Annotated in this window: 18 protein-coding genes; 1 reads left to right on the top strand and 17 read right to left on the bottom strand. The window is 67.1% G+C overall.

Annotated features, from left to right (window positions below):
* Positions 1-184 precede the first annotated feature (184 nt).
* Positions 185-496 (top strand): hypothetical protein, encoded by a 312-nt coding sequence (locus ACGF7Y_RS25510; RefSeq protein ID WP_393237336.1) that lies wholly within the window; start codon positions 185-187, stop codon positions 494-496.
* Between the two features lie 389 nt (positions 497-885).
* Here ACGF7Y_RS25510 and ACGF7Y_RS25505 read toward each other — a convergent pair whose 3' ends face one another.
* From ACGF7Y_RS25505 to ACGF7Y_RS25425, 17 genes are all read right to left on the bottom strand, one after another.
* Positions 886-1,515: a DUF3558 family protein gene (locus ACGF7Y_RS25505; RefSeq protein WP_393237333.1), complete on the bottom strand. Its 630-nt coding sequence runs from the start codon at positions 1,513-1,515 to the stop codon at positions 886-888.
* Positions 1,478-1,984, bottom strand: coding sequence for a hypothetical protein (locus ACGF7Y_RS25500; protein WP_393237330.1), 507 nt, complete (start codon positions 1,982-1,984; stop codon positions 1,478-1,480). Before ACGF7Y_RS25500 ends, ACGF7Y_RS25505 begins: the two co-directional genes overlap by 38 nt.
* Positions 1,981-3,207 (bottom strand): hypothetical protein, encoded by a 1,227-nt coding sequence (locus ACGF7Y_RS25495; protein ID WP_393237327.1) that lies wholly within the window; start codon positions 3,205-3,207, stop codon positions 1,981-1,983. Before ACGF7Y_RS25495 ends, ACGF7Y_RS25500 begins: the two co-directional genes overlap by 4 nt.
* A 183-nt stretch (positions 3,208-3,390) precedes the next feature.
* The gene (locus tag ACGF7Y_RS25490; protein WP_393237324.1) at positions 3,391-3,753 is read right to left on the bottom strand and encodes an RDD family protein; all 363 of its coding nucleotides are present in this window, start codon (positions 3,751-3,753) and stop codon (positions 3,391-3,393) included.
* Positions 3,754-3,913: 160 nt separating this feature from the next.
* The gene (locus ACGF7Y_RS25485; protein WP_393237321.1) at positions 3,914-4,354 is read right to left on the bottom strand and encodes a hypothetical protein; all 441 of its coding nucleotides are present in this window, start codon (positions 4,352-4,354) and stop codon (positions 3,914-3,916) included.
* A gap of 18 nt (positions 4,355-4,372) precedes the next feature.
* A complete protein-coding gene (locus tag ACGF7Y_RS25480; protein ID WP_393237318.1) occupies positions 4,373-5,701 on the bottom strand; it encodes a hypothetical protein in 1,329 nt (442 codons plus the stop codon).
* A 3-nt stretch (positions 5,702-5,704) separates the two neighbouring features.
* Positions 5,705-6,004, bottom strand: coding sequence for a WXG100 family type VII secretion target (locus ACGF7Y_RS25475; RefSeq protein ID WP_393237315.1), 300 nt, complete (start codon positions 6,002-6,004; stop codon positions 5,705-5,707).
* Positions 6,001-6,342 (bottom strand): ESX-1 secretion-associated protein, encoded by a 342-nt coding sequence (locus tag ACGF7Y_RS25470; protein ID WP_393237312.1) that lies wholly within the window; start codon positions 6,340-6,342, stop codon positions 6,001-6,003. The genes ACGF7Y_RS25475 and ACGF7Y_RS25470 overlap by 4 nt, the downstream gene beginning before the upstream one ends.
* Before the next feature lie 723 nt (positions 6,343-7,065).
* Entirely contained in the window at positions 7,066-7,740 is a 675-nt protein-coding gene (locus ACGF7Y_RS25465; protein ID WP_393237309.1) for a TetR/AcrR family transcriptional regulator, read from the bottom strand.
* Positions 7,741-7,813: 73 nt separating this feature from the next.
* Positions 7,814-8,584 carry an ABC transporter ATP-binding protein gene (locus tag ACGF7Y_RS25460; protein WP_393237306.1) on the bottom strand — a complete coding sequence of 257 codons (771 nt, stop codon included), beginning with the start codon at positions 8,582-8,584 and terminating at the stop codon, positions 7,814-7,816.
* Complete coding sequence (locus ACGF7Y_RS25455; protein ID WP_393237303.1) at positions 8,581-9,390, bottom strand: ABC transporter ATP-binding protein; 810 nt, start codon at positions 9,388-9,390, stop codon at positions 8,581-8,583. Before ACGF7Y_RS25455 ends, ACGF7Y_RS25460 begins: the two co-directional genes overlap by 4 nt.
* Positions 9,383-11,392 carry an ABC transporter permease gene (locus tag ACGF7Y_RS25450; RefSeq protein WP_393237300.1) on the bottom strand — a complete coding sequence of 670 codons (2,010 nt, stop codon included), beginning with the start codon at positions 11,390-11,392 and terminating at the stop codon, positions 9,383-9,385. Before ACGF7Y_RS25450 ends, ACGF7Y_RS25455 begins: the two co-directional genes overlap by 8 nt.
* Before the next feature lie 85 nt (positions 11,393-11,477).
* Positions 11,478-12,734: an ABC transporter substrate-binding protein gene (locus tag ACGF7Y_RS25445; protein WP_393237297.1), complete on the bottom strand. Its 1,257-nt coding sequence runs from the start codon at positions 12,732-12,734 to the stop codon at positions 11,478-11,480.
* Between the two features lie 225 nt (positions 12,735-12,959).
* Positions 12,960-14,411 (bottom strand): dihydrolipoyl dehydrogenase family protein, encoded by a 1,452-nt coding sequence (locus ACGF7Y_RS25440; RefSeq protein ID WP_393237294.1) that lies wholly within the window; start codon positions 14,409-14,411, stop codon positions 12,960-12,962.
* Between the two features lie 22 nt (positions 14,412-14,433).
* The gene (locus tag ACGF7Y_RS25435) at positions 14,434-14,877 is read right to left on the bottom strand and encodes a VOC family protein (protein WP_393237291.1); all 444 of its coding nucleotides are present in this window, start codon (positions 14,875-14,877) and stop codon (positions 14,434-14,436) included.
* Positions 14,878-14,900: 23 nt separating this feature from the next.
* Positions 14,901-15,758, bottom strand: coding sequence for an alpha/beta fold hydrolase (locus ACGF7Y_RS25430; protein WP_393237288.1), 858 nt, complete (start codon positions 15,756-15,758; stop codon positions 14,901-14,903).
* Positions 15,759-15,793: 35 nt separating this feature from the next.
* Entirely contained in the window at positions 15,794-16,222 is a 429-nt protein-coding gene (locus ACGF7Y_RS25425) for a hypothetical protein (protein WP_393237285.1), read from the bottom strand.
* Positions 16,223-16,433: the final 211 nt, after the last annotated feature.

Genomic DNA, 16,433 nt, shown 5'->3' with positions numbered 1-16,433 from the left:
CCACCCCCCGGATCATGAGAAAGACAGGGGCAAGAAGTCATACCGAGCCTGGCGACCGTGGGCCCGATCGCGGTACCCACGAAAAAGGTAACGGGCACGCGCAGTTGTTCATCGACGGATTCCCGGAGGACGTGACCGAGGCTTTGCTGTTCACCGGACTGCCCGAGGCGGATCGTGGTGGCATGTGCGCAGTAAGGACGAATGGAACACCTACAGCGCGAATCGTGTGGAGGTGCTGCCGAATGCCGCCTTCACCCCGCGCTCGCAGGATGTGCTGACGTACTGGCGGAGGGTGGCGGAGAGAATGAACGGAGATTCCGGCGTCCTGCTCCGAAATCGCCAAAGCCTGAGCTTCATTCACCCCGAAAGCGCGTTGACCCGGATTCTCGAGCAGGCGCCGAACGGGCCCCGACCGGGCGACGAGATGCCGCTGGCGGTGTACCCGTTCCGCACCAACATCAGCCAGAGTGACGCGGTGCGCAATGCGTTGCGGTAGCCGATCTCGGTGATCGACGGCCCGCCCGGCACCGGGAAGACGCAGACGATCCTCGACATCATCCAATGAGAAGGTCGGCGCCATCGAAGTGGACGGCTTCAGCACCCACGAAGCGACCGCGACGCATTGAAGGACGAAATCTGCCGGCGCTACGACTTCGAGTTGCTGCGCCTGCCGACCACTGGGAGCGGCGAAGCCGCGGAGGTACGCAGATTCCTCGACCGGCTGCCTTGAGACACGACAGCGGCTCGCGTGGTCCCGGCCGACAGCCGATCCAACCGATTCCACCGCGCCAAGTCTTGCGTGATCGGACTCCGTGGGCTCTGGTTCCCGATCACCGGGTGCCGAGCTAGTAACTTCCGCGGAGCACGTGTCGGCCGGTCCTGATGCTATGCGGGCTGCGCCCGCTCGAAGGCCGCGACTATCGCCGATCGGTTCCGGTCGCAGATATCGTCTCCTGGGATCGACGGCCGAGCGGTCAAGGACGCATCGGACGGGACGATATTGACTCCCAGGTTGCCATTGGCGCTTTCGGCGAAAGCCGTGCACGCCTTGCCCTCCCATGCATTGAGAGTGACGCGGCGGCCGACGGCGTCGGTGAACGCGTGTGACTGTGCGTTTTCGCCCCACGCCGGGATCGGTTCGCGCATCCAGCTCACCGAGATCAGTCCCTCTGTTTCCGAACCCCAGTTGCAGGATTCCGCGACTATCTGACCGTGTTTTTCGTCGATCGTTCGTTGCGGCGCCAGCCCTCGCTCGCCGATCGCGTGGAAGACTTCGTCCGGGGTCAGCAAGGTGCACACATCCAGGCCCGATATCGGGCTCACGCTGGGCGCGGCAGGCGTGGTGGAGGACGACGTGCTGGCTGTACTGCTTACCGGTGCGGGCGTGTCTGCGGCATCGTGGTCCGCGCCGGAGCATCCCGTGATGACAAGGACGGCCGCCGCCGGTGCGATCAGTGTGAGATGCGTGCGGGCAAACCTAGACAAGCCAGCTCCTTTGCGTGCTGGGGTGATCATCGAAGTCGTCCGGCCAATCGCTGGGCCCAACCGTATCGGGCTCCCGCACCCGGCGGCGGTCCGGGATCTGCGTCGTTTGTTCCGGGCGTGGCGGCGGGCTGCCCGGAGGCGCGCTCGAGGCCGTGGTCGCCGGGGGATCGGGCTCGCTCACGGCCCACATCCATATGTATCGCGGCGAGGATTTCAATGCCACCACCTCGGGCGGCAAGCTCGGCGCAAGGTATTTTTCGATTTCCGGCCACGTGCAGTATCCGGCGGTGACCTGGGTGGCATACTGGCGCAGCTGCGGTGAGGCGTCGGGCGCCGTGGCCAGCCAGGTCATGAAGTTCTCCTCGACCTGAATCGGCTGCACGATATCGTCCAGCGACACATTGTCCAGCTGAATGGTCGCGGTGGACAGGTCCGCGGCCGAAGCCATGAACGCTCGCAGCTGTGTTTCGACCTCGGGGTCGAGATCGGGGTCGATCATCCGTTCTCCCAGGGGTTTGCGCCGATGTCGTAGCCCTGCTGGGGCGCCGTCTGCTGTGTTTCGGCGCCAGCGGCGATTCGCGCGACATCGGAGCTGACGATCGCAGCCTGTTGCGCGTTGACAGCGGTCTGGGTAAGGGGGGAGAGGGTTTCGTTGAGCCGCGTGAACTTGCCAGGTTCGCCGCTCTTGCTGCCGGTGATGCTGGACAGCAGGTTCTTGGCGGAGGTGACCAGATTCTTGATCTTCTCCAGGAGTGGTTTGATGGTGTTCCAGACGCTGAGCACGATGTTGGCCAAGCTGGCAACCTGATAGGCGGTTCCGACGACGGGCACCTTTTTCAGCGCCACCTTGACCACGCTTTTGCCGTCGGAGATGTCGACCTCGGCCTCCAGCATCTCTTTCAGCTTGTTTGCGATGGCCAGGCACGCGTCGGTGACCTGCTGGACCAGCGTGGTCATTACGAAGTCGACAGTTCGGCCGACCGGTCCCCACCATTCCAGCGCTGCGCTGAGGTTTCGGCTGTGGTCCTCGAACGAGATCGCCGCCTTACCGTCCCAGTGGGCGCTGAGTTTGTTGACGCCCCACGACAGGTTCTTGGAGCTGTCCTCGAGCGCAGCTCCAGCAATCCGGTAAGTCGCTCCAATCCTTTTTAGTTCGTTCCAGTTGCCGCTCAGAGGCTCGAAGAGCTGGTTGAGGGGGCTCCACTCGTTGTTGGTGGCGTGCCGGATGCCCTGATTGAAGTCGCCCAACCAACCACTCTTCTCTTCGATCTTGCGAACCAGGTCCTCTTCGATGGTGTCCGGAGGTCCGAGCGAGACCATCGTTGGAGCGGTGTAGGCCACTGGGTTCGCATACGCGGCGGTGACGCCCTGCTGTGGGGCGTTCGCGCCGGTCGGGGCAGTCGTGGGGTATTCGAGGGTCGCCCGGTTCAGTGCTTCGTAACTCTTCTGATCCTGCTCGTGGTACATCCAGGCCGCACGGTTGAGGTTCGTGGCCGAAACCGTGGTGATCGAGGCGAACTCGGCGAACCGCTGCACTGTGAAATCGACCAGTTCACCGCAGGCGGGCACGATCTCGGAGATGATCTGCCCCAAAGGCTTGTCGGATGGGCTGGCATGGGTGTTGACGTAGGCGGAGGCATTGCGCAGGTCGGTTCCGATCGTCCCCATGAGGGTCGACATGCCCGCGATCTCGGCCGGTGCCGCTTTGAATACTTCGGTCAATCTCACATCTCTTCACTCGGTGTACAGACCGCCCACAGCGGCCGTTGAAGCGAAATCAGTTGTCTTGGAGACAAGCTGACGAGGCGGCCCCCCTCAACCGACCGGATGTGTGAAGAGTAAAGCTAACACGTTGCGGCCCAGGTGCTTTGGGATCGAAGACACCGCCGAAAGTATTCGGGCAGGTCAACCGAGAAGCTGCAAGGCTGCTCCGATCGTGGCCAGGACACCGTGAAACCACTGCTCGACCAGTTGCCACAGGCTCGGGTAGGCGCCGTCGGCCTGCCTCAATCGGAGCCCGAACACCGCCTTGCCCGCGGTAGTTCGGAACAGCCGCTGCAGCAGCGTGCGGTGGACGAACGAGGCGGCGATACCGGCTGCCACGCCGGTCACGATCGGCGAGACGGCAGTGTCCGGGTATCGCCCCATCATGTACCAGACCGTCGCGCCCACGGCGATGTGCAGCAGCATGTCGAGAACGAACGCGGCAGCGAGCACAGCGAAGCCGACCCGCGTCGACTCACGACCGAGCGCCTGTCGGCCCGTCATCAACTCGGTGTCGGAGCCGGTCGTACCAGAATGCCCCGAGGAGTTCCGAACTGGCGGGGAGTCCGCGAGCGGCAATCTGCGGCGAACCGTCATCTCTTCAGTCATGGTTTCCGGAGTACTCGTCGTGTTCATTCGTTCGAGAGATCGGACCAGAGGGCTCTCATCCTGCAATGTTTCGAATCGCCGCCAGCGCGTCGTTGATCTCCTCTTCGTAAAAGCCTGTTCGGTAGCGCGCTTCCTGGCTGCCCAGGAACTGAAAGGTGAGGTCCAACAAGCGCGGCCACACGTCGGCGACGGACGTCGGCAGGTGCCGCACGAAGTCGCCGGTCAACTCGGCCGCCTCCTTGTTGCCGGACCGGCTCGCCGATGCTGGATCGTTCACCTCGCCTTCGGCGGCGACCACTCTCACTCGCACATCGGGGTCCAGTTGGCGGGGCACCGAGCGGACGAGTCGCTGCAGGTAGTCCTGGACTCCGGCGTTCCAGCCCAGGGGAATCAGGAGATCTTCCCGGACATTCGCTATTTGAAGAGTCAGTTGTCGAACCGCTTTGAACTGCTCGACATTGAGGGAAACCTCTCGTTCAGGGCGAACCGAAATCATCCCCGGCTCCACTCTGCGTCACTCCAGATCGTCAAAGTACGCCTTTCCTTCCTTCGGAGTATGTACCGTTCCGGCCTCACCGTCCTCGATCACGACAGCTCCTGTGCTCGGATCCCAGTATGCGACCCGGCCACCTCGGAGGTCGTACCTGACCTCCACTCCCGGTCTCGTGCCGCTGATGACGCTTTCGACGTAATCGGCGAGTTTCTCGGGGGGCACTCCGGACACGTAGTGACTGCCGTCCCCCTGCTCCGCCCGGCCGTTGGCATGGTCGGCGATGGCTTTGGCGATCCGCTTCTCCACTGCGTCGTCCTCGGTCTCCGACGGCACCGAGGGCGAATCATCGTCGATGACGGCTTTCATGGCGATGATCGCGGCGAGAGCGGTGATGGTCGAGCTGAGATCGGGCACCTTGTCGAAGGCGTCGATGACGCCCACGGTGACGCTGACAGCCAAGGTGATCTTGAGGATCTGGAAGAGCCGCCTGCTCGTATAGAGGCCCCGGATGGCGCTGATCGTCTCGGAGGCGGCGACGGTGACGCCGCCTCCTGCGACGGCGATACTGCCGCCGAAACTGAAAATCGCTCCGACGATCGCGCCGGTGACCAGGAGTCCAACGGCCCACGCGAAGCTGTTCATCGCCGACTTTATGCCTTCGCCGACCTCGACTGTCGAGGTGTGGTATTCGGCGACCGGTGCTGCGACGTTCAGTGACGCGGAGGCGAGCAGGTTGGCGCCTGACTCGAGCGCCTGAAGTTTTTCTTGGATCAACGCACGGTTCTCGGCAGCGTCCATACCGTCGAACAGGTCCGATATCGCACTGATCCTGGCGGGGGCCTCCTGGATGGTCCGATTTTCAGCGAAGGTCTTCCATGTCTGGGCGGCCTTGGCGAGCTTGTCCACGTCACCGTTGGGCAGCTTCTCGAATGTGCTGACTATCTTTGAGGTCAGCTCACTGAAGAACTCCTCCACACCACCGTTGTGTTTGACGCCGTCACCGTTGTCGTGGACGGAGGTCGGGATGGAGACCTTGTATTCGGGGGCCTGGTTGAGGGTCGGCCGTGGTGGGTGGGCGTGGTCCGATTTCCCGTACCTGTATCCATTCGCGTAGAGAACATTGCCGAAGTTGGTGAGTGCGTCGGCCAGATGCGTGCACGTCTGCATGGTGTCGCGCGCGTAACGGTCGTATGCCTCGCCCCACTGTTTACAGCCGGGGGCATCACCGGCCATACCTGCGCACTCGCCTTTGACGGCATCATGTACGGGCTTGTCGGCGCGACGCAGTTCGGTGGCGAGGTCGTGGCATTGCTTGGCGGCGTCGTAGTAGGTCTGCCAATTGACGCGCACCGCTCATCCCCCTCGGAGCATCTTCAGGTTTTCCTCTACCGCTGTGCTGTAGCCGGTGTGAGCCTTGCGTGCTGCATCGCTCATTTCTCGGATACCGTCGGTGAACTCCCTTGCCCCGATCATCCATTCACGGTGAGCATCATGGTAGGCCGTAGCGGCGACACTCTCCCAGCCGCTCCCAGCGAGGGTAGCGACCTTGTTGTCTATCTCATCGAGGTGGTCTGCGACGAACCCGGCCAGCGCCGCCAGTCGGGAGACGATTTCATCGAGGTGGTCGAGGTCGACCGTGAATTCCGTGGTCACGGCAGATCCAGACTGAAGGAGCTGTTCAGGACGGAAGCATTGCTCCCGTCGCGGGATTCGTATGTCTGCGCGCTGACTCCGAGCTTCTCCGCCAGCTCGGTGAGGGCGGTAATTATCCGACCGCCCCCATCGCGGACGTCGGTCCAGCCTTCGGCGAACTCCGAGGCCAGGATTCCGGTCCAGGAACCATTGACTACACCGTCGACATCTGTCGCGGCGGAATCCAAAGCGGTGCGCAACGACTCAGCCAGCTCGTAGACATCCGTTCCGATATTGCGAACATGCTCCGGCGCGACCGAGAGATGCTGCCCCGGCGTCGGATTCCCCCCGTCGCTCATGCTCAGGCATGGTACCCACCTCCGGTCGGAGTGTCGAACTCGAGGCCGCTGACTGATGCCGAACAGAGGAAGATGCGTCTGCGCGGAGGAGGTCGCCGCGTTTCTCTCGAATCACGGCGACCGGGGTTCTCGCAGCCGCGTCACTGGGAGGGTGCGCGTTCCGCCGGTTCGTCAGGCGCGTGCCACCGGATCAGCTCCCGGCGGCACATCGCGAACTCCCCGTGTCGCGCAGCGCGCGGCCGGCGCCGAGGGGTGACCCGCTGTACGACTGGTAAGCCGAACGAATTCGGTCCAGGTGCAGTACGTCATCCAGGGATAGAACACCGGCAAGCGCCGATGGCGCCCTGCCCGCCGTCCGGATGCAACCCGCCCCGATGACCGGCGCAGTCCGGCCCGTCGCTCGCCGCTGCGGCACGTCCCTCGGCGGTGTGTTCAGCGGCGGGCGGGTAGCCCCGGCGCAGGGGATGTCGGCGTTACCCACTTCTCGACTTATGGCCTCGGGTCCCGCCGAGTCCAGCAACCAGGCTGTCCGAAACTTCAGGGCGAACGGCCTTCGGGCAGCCGTCAGCCGAGCTGCTCGGCTTCTTTGGGATCGAAGACACCGCCGCAGGGGATCGGCAGATAGAGCGGGGCAGCTTGCTGGTTTGGCTGTCGTCGAGGTCGTGGGGGTTCATGTTGAAGGGCAGGACAGTCGGCGCGGCCGCAGGGCGGTGAGGTGACGGTTCATGAATCTCGCGCGGGAGTGGTGTCGAGAGCGCGTAGCTGGCCGGGGTCGATCGCGCGCAGCGTCGCCAGCGAAGCGGTGACTGCCAGGTCGCAGGCCACGCCGATGTCCGCGCCGTCGACGATGACCGCCCGGTAGGCGATGTCGAGACTGATGCCGAGCAGCATGGTGGCGAGGGTGTCGGCGCCGCGGCCGATGGGGGTGCCACGCTCGGCGTAGTTGGCGCGCAGTTCTTCGGCGATACGGGGTTCGAGAGCGGCCGATAGTCGGCGCCCGGGATGGGCGTCGTCGTATCGGTTGTCGAGCAGGACACGGAAGCCGCGGGGATGGCGGCGCGCGTAGTCGAACAGCGACTCGATCGAGTACCTGGCCCGCCGACCGTAGTGCATCGTCTCGCCGTGATCGTAGATCTCGAACATCCAGGTGGTGAGTTTGCCGAGTTCGCGCTCGATCACGGCCTGAACGAGGGCGTCGCGCGAGCCGAAATGGGCGTAGAGCGTCACCCGCGAGGTGTCGGCTCGGCGGGCGATGGCGTCCATGGTGGCGCGATCGACGCCCACCTCCGCCATCACCGCACATGCCGCGTCCAGCAGCTGTGTGTCGGTCGGACGGTTGCGAGTGCTGCGGCGCGCGGGCGCGCCTTTGCGCCGATCCCGGTGCCCGGTCTCGGTCACACTCCCTCCACTCTTCGCCTGACGGTGCCACCTCCGGGCGAGCTCGGCCGCCGCGGAGGTGGCGCCGCGAGCGTCAGTTCCGCGCCGGATCGTCCGCCGCGTCCTCGAGGTTACCGAAGTAGGCCGCCTCGACCTTGTCCCGGCGCTCCCGCAGCTCGGTCGCGGAACCGGTCAGTGCTGCCCTGCCGTGGTGGAGCACCACCGCCGAGTCGGCGATCGACAGCGCCAGTCCGATGTGCTGCTCGATCAGCACCACGGCCATGTGCTGGTCGTCGGCGATCTCGCGCAACCGCGGCAGCAGCTCCTCCACCGCGATGGGGGACAACCCCAGGCTGAGTTCGTCGATGAGGAGTATTTTCGGCCCGCACAGAAGGGCTTTCGCCAGGGCGAGCATCTGCTGTTCACCGCCGGAGAGCGTGCCGCAGCGGCGGGTGCGCAGCGTGCGCAGCTTCGGGAAGTAGTCGAGTACGTCGTCCAGAGCGGGACTGTTCTTGCGGCGGGCCAGGCGCAGGTTGTCCTCGACCGAGAGGCGGTGGAACACCCCGCGGCTGTCGGGCACCAGGATCACGCCGCGGCGCGCGTTGTGTTCCACGCGCCGGTCCAAAGGTTCGCCGAGCGCGGTGATGGTGCCGGAGATGATCGGCAGCGCACCGACCGACGCCAGCAGAGTTGTGGTCTTGCCTGCGCCGTTCGGGCCCAGCAGCGCCAGGATTTCGCCCGGCATGACCTGCGCGCGCAGTTCGCGCACCGCGGGGACGCCGCCGTAGCCGACGGTGAGCTCGTCGATACTCAGGGCGGGTGCCGTCCGCGGCAGTGGCGGGCGGCTCGGAGCGGGGCTGGTCATTCGTTCTCTCCTGCCGGTCGGTCGCCCGTCGCCGGTGGTCGCGCGTTCTCGCCGTGTGCGGCGGTGCCCAGATAGGCGGTGATCACGCGGTGGTCCTCCCGAATGAGGGCCGGTTCGCCGCTGGCGATGACGACGCCGAAATCCAGGACATACAGGCGGGCACAGATGTCGAGCACCAGCTGCATGTCGTGGTCGATGAGCAGCACGCCGATGCCCGAGGCCGCGACGCGGCGCAGATGCTGCCCGAATTCGACGCTTTCGTGGGTGTCGAGCCCCGCGGCGGGTTCGTCGAGCAAGACCACCCGGGAGCCGCCGACGAGGGCGCGGGCGACGCCGACGAGTTTCTGCTGACCAAGGGTGAGTTCGCCGGGGCGGCGGTCGCCGACACCGGGCACGCCCACCAGATCCAGTGCGGCGTCGATGGTCTCGCGCGGTGGCGCGGACCGCCCGACGATGTCGGTCAGCAGGGAACGCAGACCGGTGGGTTGCAGCGCGACGGCGAGATTCTGCTCCACGGTCAGGTCGCCGAACAGTTCACCGGCCTGCCAGGTCCTGGCCAGTCCGGCACGGCGACGGCGATGCGGTCCGAACCGGTCGAGCGCGACGCCTTCGAGGGTGACGTGCCCGGTCGAATCGGTGAAGCCGGTGACCGCGTCGACGAAGGTGGTCTTGCCCGCGCCGTTGGGCCCGATCAGGCCGACGATCTCACCGGCGTCGACGGTGATGTCGATGTCGGAGTTGGCGACCACGCCGCCGTAGCGCACCGACAGTCGCTCGGTTCGCAACAAGGTCGTGTTCTCAGACATGTGCCGCCGCCTTGTCCTTCGCGCCCGGCGCCGGTGCGACCGCGGGCTCGCGGCCTGATCGACGGGCGATCGCCGCTTTCGAGTGGCGTGTCGCCTCGGTGATCGCCCCGGCCACGCCGACCGGGTTGAGCACGGCCATCAGCAGCAGCACTCCCGCGGCGATGAGCTCGTAATACTCGCCGAGTTCCAGTGTCTGGTTGAGGAATACGTAGCCGACGCCGAGCGGGCCGGTGGTGCCTGCGATGAACGCGCCCGTGACGGAGGTGATGCCGCCGACGTAGGTCATCGCCAGCACCGTCAGGCCGATCATGACGGTGAACGACCCTGCCGAGAGCTGCCCGCGGCTGTAGCCGATGAGGCAGCCTCCGATGCCGGCGAGGAAGGCCGAGACGGCGAAGCCGAGCAGTTTCGTCGCCGCGACGTCGACGCCGACCGAGGCCGCCGCCCGCTCGTTGGAACGCACCGCCAGCAGCGCCCGTCCGGTGGCGCCGCCCATGATCCGCATCACCCCGAGCGTGCAGATCGCGACCACCACCAGCACCATCAGCGCGAACCGCAGGGTGACCAGATCGGTGCCCTCCCGGACGCCGAGATCTACGCCGAAAAGGGTGGGGTCGGCGATGAGATTGCCTTGCGCCGGTGTCAGCGACGGATTGTTGAACACGAAGCTCTGGATGGCCAGGGCGGCCGCCAGGGTCACCACCGCCAGTTGTGCGCCGCGGATGCGCAGCGCGGGCACGCCGACCAGGATGCCGAGCGCGGTGGCGACCAGCGCGGCCGCGATCATGCCGAGCGGGAACGGCACGTGCCAGTTGTCCGCCAGCTTCGACAACGCGAATCCGGCCGTGCCCGCGAAAGCCATACTGGCGAGGGAGATCTGACCGAGATAGCCGGTCAGCAGCACCAGCGAGAGCGCGATCAGCGACAGGATCATCGAGGTGACGACACCGAATCGCCAGGTGCCCGTCGTCGACACGATGGCCGCGACGGCGATCGCGACGACGGCCAGCGTCGGCGCCACCCGGATCCGGGGAATCGGGACGGCGGGCATCTTCACCGATCCGAGCGAGCCGCGCGCCGGGATCCTGCCGCCGAGCAGGAACAGCGCGATGATGACGATCACGAAGGGCACCGCGTCGCCGAGCCCGGCCTGGGCCCAGTTCGGCCAGAAGTCCTTGGTGTCGGCCCACAGGATGACCGCCTGGAACGAGCCGAGTACCAGGCCGGCGGCGCAGGCCACACCGAACGACGCGAGCCGTCCGACCAGTGCCGCGGCCAATGCGGGTATCACGTAGAAGGTGTAGCTGGTCTCGTTGAGACCGATGGTGTAAGCGGCGAGGACGCCGATCAGCCCGCAGGCGGCGCCGGTCATCACCCACACGATCGCGGCGAGCCGGTCGGGCGAGTAGCCGGTCAGCCGTGCCGCGAGTTCGTCCTCGGAACCGGCGCGGGTCGCGATCCCGACGGTGGTGAGTGTGAAGTACGCGCGCAGGCCGATCGCGGCGGCGATCGCGACGCCTGCCAGGATCAGATCCGACACATTGACCGTCGCACCGGCCACGGTCAATGTGCTCTGCGGCAGAATCGGTGTCGCGAAAAGGTTTTCGGTGTCGAACCGCAACCCGACCAGGGCCTGGATGAACAGCATGAGCCCGACCGATGCCACCACTTGGGCCAGCACCGGCGCCTGGCGCAGCGGCCGGAACACCAGCAGGTGCGCGAGCAGCGACCAGGCCGCCGCCGCGGCGACGCCGAGCGCCGCGGCCGCCGCCATCGGTGTCGGCTCGTCCGCACTGCCGAGGGAGAGACTGCCGACGGGCAGGACGAAGGTGCCGTCGGTGCGCAGCGCGGCCACGACATAGACCGCCCAGAGTGCGAAAGCGCCCTGCGCGAAATTGATGATTCCCGTCGCGGCGTGCACGCCGACCAATGAGGAGGCCAGGACCGCGTATACCGCGCCGGTCGACAGACCTAGAAAGACGAATTGCAAGAACTGGGCCATGTGATCCCGATTTCCTTTTGATGCCCGTAGATTTCAGGGGCGGGCCGCTCGAATTCGAAGGCCCGCCCCGAGTCATCTCAGGCGGCTACGCCGCGCCCGGGATCAGTTTCAGGACCTCGGGGCTCGGCGTGAGGAAACCACCGGTCACCGGCGCCTGCTTCTTGTCCGCGGTGACCTCGAACAGCAACATGTCGGTGGTGCAATTCGGGCTGGTCGCCTTACCGCAGGTCAGCTTCGGGCCGAGGAAACTCTGGTAGTCGGTGAGGCCCTTCAGTGCGGCCAGGATCGCGGGTCCGGTGAATTCGGCCGGCGACTTCGCGGTGAGTGCCTGGGCGAAATCGACCAAGGTGGCGAAGGTTCCGTAGGCGTAGAAGCCCGCGGTCCCGCCGGCGTTCTCGATGAACCGCTCGGCGACCTTCAGATTGGATTTCGCGGGTTCGGGAGCGGCATCGACGGCGGGCGGCAGCCACACCGGCGAATAGGCTTGCGAACCGACGGCCTGCGGGCCGAGTACCTCGACGAATTCGGTGCAGGCGGCGAGGAAGATCGTGCCCGTGTACTTCACCGATTTCAGGGCCTGGGCGAGCTTGTTGCAGGTGTTGTCGTTGGGTGAGGTCATCAGGCCGCCCGCGGCGGGATTGCCGTCGGCGATGGTGGAGGCCAGCGCGGTGAAATTGGGGGAGGCGGGCGGGTAGTAGGCGCTCTTGACGTCGATGCCGAGCTGTTTGCCCAGTGGGGCGAGGAGCTGGTCGAACACCTGATGCGCCTGAGGCAGGTCGGAATTGACCAGAGTCAGCGAATTCTTCCCGGCCTGCTTGAGCGACTGCAGGAAGCCGACCAGGAAGGCGGCCGGCGGCGGGCCGAAGAACACCCGGTTCTCGGTGACCGCTCCGGTGGCGGTGTTGAACGGAATCTGGCCGATCAGCGGGATTCCCGCCGAGGTCAGGATCGGCATGGCGGCCGAGGATTCGGCGTTGTAGCCGTCGATGGTCGCGACCACCCCGGCCTGCACGAATTGGTTGGCGCAGGAGATGGTCGATTCCGGCGAGGTGTTGTCGATCCCGCAGTCGACGACTTCGATCGGGCGGCCGTTGATGCCGCCGATCTGCTTGTTGATGTATTCGATCGCGGCGTTCTTGCCCGTGGTCACACCCGCCTGCGTCGCAGGCCCCTTCGAAGGGTTGAACAGCCCCACTTTGATCGGTTCGCCGTTCGCCACGGCCCCCGGCGCGATGGACGATTTTCCGGTGTCGGAACTGCTGTCCTCACCACACGAAACGACGGAGAACACGCATGCCGCAGCCATTGCCGCAGCGGCGATTCGACCGGTTTTGATACCCATTCTGAATGCCTTTCCAGGCCGGTCGGGGCCCGGGCGTGAATGCCGAACCGCCCCGTCGAGCTACCGATTCGACGCCGCAATGCAGCCTGTGCGATCCCGGCGGCCCGATCCCTACGTGTGATCTGGGCCACCTGAAGCTAGCCCGGGTTTACAGGGGTGTCAAGCTGAATGACGCAGGGCGAGCACCAGCCACGGACGCACCGCGGCCGTGCCGGCGGAGAAGGGTCAGCGTCGCTGGTCGCGATAGGTCTCCAGCAGGCGCAGCCACACCTCGCTGATGGTGGGGAAGGGCGGGACGGCGTGCCAGAGGCGGTCGATCGGGATCTCGCCGGTGATCGCGACGGTGGCCGAGTGCAGCAGTTCGGCGACGCCCGCGCCGGCGAAGGTGGCGCCGACCACCACGTGCCGGTCCGGGTCCACGAGGATCCGCGCGTGGCCCCCATAGTCGGGGGTGTGTTGCAGCGCGCCGGCGATCCGGCCGAGGTCGTAATCGACGACGTCGACCTTCTGCCCGGAGCGCTCGGCGTCGTCGGTGGTGAGACCTACAGCGGCGATCTCCGGGTCGGTGAACACCACCTGCGGCACCGCCACCCGGTCTGCGGTGCCCGCGTGCCGCCCCCACGGGCCGGTGTCGAGGGCGAGACCGCGGGCCCGCTCGGCGATGACGGCGCCCGCGATCCGCGCTTGGTATTTGCCCTGGTGGGTCAGCAGCGCGCGGTGATTGACATCGCCGACCGCGTACAGCCAGTCACCGCCGACGGCGGTCACGGCGAAGGTGTCGTCGGTGTCGAGCCACTGCCCAGGGGTCAGTCCGATGGTTTCGAGTCCGATGTCGTCGGTGCGGGGTGCGCGTCCCGTCGCCAGCAGCAGTTCGTCGGCGATTATCCGGCCGCCGTCGACGAGCGTGACGTGCACGCCGTCGTCCGGTCCGCCCGCCCGTTCTGCCTGGACGATGGTGGTGGCGAAGCGGAGATCGGCGCCCGCCGCCCGCAGTCGGTCGGCGACCAGTTCCGCGGCGAAGGGCTCGACGCGGGGCAGCAGCCGGGACTCGCGGGCGACGAGCGTGACCTGCGCGCCGAGCGCCTGCCAGGCCGTGGCCATCTCGGCGGCGACCACGCCCGCACCCAGGACGACCAGTCGGCCGGGCACCGCGCGGGCGCTGGCCGCCTCCCGGCTCGTCCACGCGCGCACCGTCTCCAGCCCGGGCAGCGGCGGTAGCGCCGCGCGGGTGCCCGTGCAGACGGCCACCGCGTGCCGGGCGGTGAGTTCCAGCGTCGCGCCGTCCGGGGTCTCGACCGTCACCTGTCGCTCGCCGGTGATTCGCCCGTGCCCGCGCTCGAGGGCGATGCCCGCGGAGCCGAGCCAGTCGACCTGGTCGCGGTCGTCCCAGTGGGCGGCCATGCGATCGCGGTGTTCCAGGACGGCCGCGGCGTCGAGGGGTCGGGTGAGCGCCGCGGCGACGCCCGGTACCCGGCGGGCCTCGGCGTGCAGCAGGGCGGGCCGCAGCAGCGCTTTGCTGGGTTCGCAAGCCCAGTAGGAGCATTCGCCGCCGACCAGCTCGGCTTCCACGATGACGGTGCGCAGTCCGGCGGCGCTGGTTCGGTCGGCCACATTCTCGCCGACCGGGCCTGCCCCGAGGACCACGACGTCGTAGGTCCGAGAGTTCTCGTCTGTCATGACAGTGCTTTCGTCTCGGTCGTCAGCGGCCGGGTGCCCGCTGGGTGACTTCTTGCAGGAACCAGCTGTTGCCGTCGGGGTCGTGGAAGGCCGCGAAGGAGCCGTAGCTGGCGCGCCGCGGGTGCGCCCCGGCGACGCGCTGCGCGGTGCCGGCGTGGTGGAACACCCCGGTGGCGTCGCGGAACGGCCCCTCGACCTCGACGCCGCGTTCGCGCAGTTGCGCGATGGACCGCTCGATATCTGTGACGATCAGGTGCAGCCCGTGCAGCGTGCCGGGGTCCGCGGTCGCCACGCCGGTGCCGAAGATGATCGAGGCTTCCGAACCCGGCGGCGTCACTTGGACGACGCGGTATCCCTCGTCCACCGTGAAGTCGGCGTCGAGGCGGAACCCGAGTCCGGTGTAGAAGTCCTTCGCGCGGTCGACGTCGGCGACGGGCAGCACGACGACTTCCAATTTCATGTCCATGATCGGGTTGTCCTGTTCTCGGGTTATCGGTGCGCGCTCTGGGCGGCCTGTTCGATGACGTCGGCGACGACGCCCGGATGGGAGACGGCCACCGAATGCGAGGTGGCCACTTCGGTGACGTGGGCGTGGGCGCGTTCGGCCATGAATCGCTGGGCCGCGACGGGGATGTTGCGGTCCTCGGTGGTGATCACGTCCCAGGTGGGCTTGTCGGTCCAGGCCGCCGCTGTGGCGGGCTCCGTGAGAGCGGACTGCGCGATGGGGCGTTGGGTGGCTGCCATGAGGGCCGCGCGAGCGGCGGAGACGTCGGCGGCGAACTGGTCGTGGAACGCGTCCTGCCGAATGTAGAGGTCCTCACCCGTCATGCCGTCGGCGCCGGTGGACGGAATGCGGCCCAGGGCGGCCGGCAATGTCGAGCCGGGGTAGCGGCCGGTGAGGTCGAGCGCCGTCTCCCCGGGCGCGGGCAGGAATGCCGCCACGTAGACGAGTGCTTCCACCTGGGAATTGCCCGCTGCCGCCGCGCTGATCACCGAGCCGCCGTAGGAGTGCCCGACCAGGACGACGGGTCCGTCGATGGTGCCGAGCAAGGCTTTCAGCGCGGCGGCGTCGGCGGCGGGTCCGCGCAGCGGATTCGCCGCGGCGACGACGCGATACCGGTCGTGGGTGAGGCGCTCGATGACCTCGTTCCAGCTCGAACCGTCGGCGAAGGCCCCGTGTTCGAGGACGATGGTCGGTCGCGGCGCGTCGGGCGTGGGGTCGGCGTGGGTGGTGGTGCTCGCGGTGCACGCCACGGCCAGCGCGCCCCCGGCCACGACGGCCGCCAGCGCGGTCGCCGCGCGAGCGAGCCGGGGGATACGGATGCCGCGGCGTCGGGTGTCTTTCATGATGGTCTCGCTTCGGTGGATGAGTCAGGGGCAGGTCAGGCGGCACGCAGTGGGCCGGCGAAGGATTTGCGCAGCGAGGAAGGACCGATCAGGGGCAGCAGCACGGCCAGGGCTCGGCCCTTCAGAGTGCTTGGCGTGCGGAGCAATTCGATCTCGACGCGGGAGCCTTCGTTCCGCGGCACCGCCCGGAAAACCCAGCCGCCGCCCGCGCCGAAGAGCTTGGAGTCCAGCGTGCTGATCCGGACGGTGTCGCCCCCCGGCTCCCACTCGTAGCGCGCCCGCTCCCAGGCGGCTGCGGTGCCCTCGGTGACCTCGGCCCAGGTCTCGCCGCGTTCGTGCACGACGAAGTGCTCGGCGTCGATGGTCGGCCACGCTTCGGCACGGCCGGGGCCGAAGTCGGTGAGCACCCGCACGACCTCGGCCGGAGAGAGGGTGGACTGCAAATGGAAACGGACCGTGGTCATGAGGCTGCTCCTGGGCATCGGTACGAAGTCCGGACGGGCGGGACGCCGGTGTCCGGTGGCCCGACGGGCGGGCCGTGCCGCCGGCCCGCGGTGACGGTTCCGGCTGCCTGTCGAGCATCGCTGCCGAGGGCACAGCGCCGAATCCGTCGGATGACGTAGCGGTGACGTATCTTCCGCGGCACTTCGGTGGCTCGTGCCGGGCGCGCGAGCG

This window comes from Nocardia sp. NPDC047654 (assembly GCF_043205035.1).
In the GTDB taxonomy this organism is placed as follows: Bacteria; Actinomycetota; Actinomycetes; order Mycobacteriales; family Mycobacteriaceae; genus Nocardia.
Note: the sequence above shows the minus strand (reverse complement) of the source record. Positions and strands in the feature narration are given on the sequence as shown.

Bases quoted from the DNA above. Each gene is read 5' to 3' on its own strand.
- ACGF7Y_RS25505 (WP_393237333.1), bottom strand. From the start codon at position 1,515: ATGATCACCCCAGCACGCAAAGGAGCTGGCTTGTCTAGGTTTGCCCGC.
- ACGF7Y_RS25500 (WP_393237330.1), bottom strand. From the start codon at position 1,984: ATGATCGACCCCGATCTCGACCCCGAGGTCGAAACACAGCTGCGAGCG.
- ACGF7Y_RS25490 (WP_393237324.1), bottom strand. From the start codon at position 3,753: ATGACGGGCCGACAGGCGCTCGGTCGTGAGTCGACGCGGGTCGGCTTC.
- ACGF7Y_RS25485 (WP_393237321.1), bottom strand. From the start codon at position 4,354: ATGATTTCGGTTCGCCCTGAACGAGAGGTTTCCCTCAATGTCGAGCAG.
- ACGF7Y_RS25470 (WP_393237312.1), bottom strand. From the start codon at position 6,342: ATGAGCGACGGGGGGAATCCGACGCCGGGGCAGCATCTCTCGGTCGCG.
- ACGF7Y_RS25460 (WP_393237306.1), bottom strand. From the start codon at position 8,584: ATGACCAGCCCCGCTCCGAGCCGCCCGCCACTGCCGCGGACGGCACCC.
- ACGF7Y_RS25455 (WP_393237303.1), bottom strand. From the start codon at position 9,390: ATGTCTGAGAACACGACCTTGTTGCGAACCGAGCGACTGTCGGTGCGC.
- ACGF7Y_RS25450 (WP_393237300.1), bottom strand. From the start codon at position 11,392: ATGGCCCAGTTCTTGCAATTCGTCTTTCTAGGTCTGTCGACCGGCGCG.
- ACGF7Y_RS25445 (WP_393237297.1), bottom strand. From the start codon at position 12,734: ATGGGTATCAAAACCGGTCGAATCGCCGCTGCGGCAATGGCTGCGGCA.
- ACGF7Y_RS25440 (WP_393237294.1), bottom strand. From the start codon at position 14,411: ATGACAGACGAGAACTCTCGGACCTACGACGTCGTGGTCCTCGGGGCA.
- ACGF7Y_RS25435 (WP_393237291.1), bottom strand. From the start codon at position 14,877: ATGGACATGAAATTGGAAGTCGTCGTGCTGCCCGTCGCCGACGTCGAC.
- ACGF7Y_RS25430 (WP_393237288.1), bottom strand. From the start codon at position 15,758: ATGAAAGACACCCGACGCCGCGGCATCCGTATCCCCCGGCTCGCTCGC.
- ACGF7Y_RS25425 (WP_393237285.1), bottom strand. From the start codon at position 16,222: ATGACCACGGTCCGTTTCCATTTGCAGTCCACCCTCTCTCCGGCCGAG.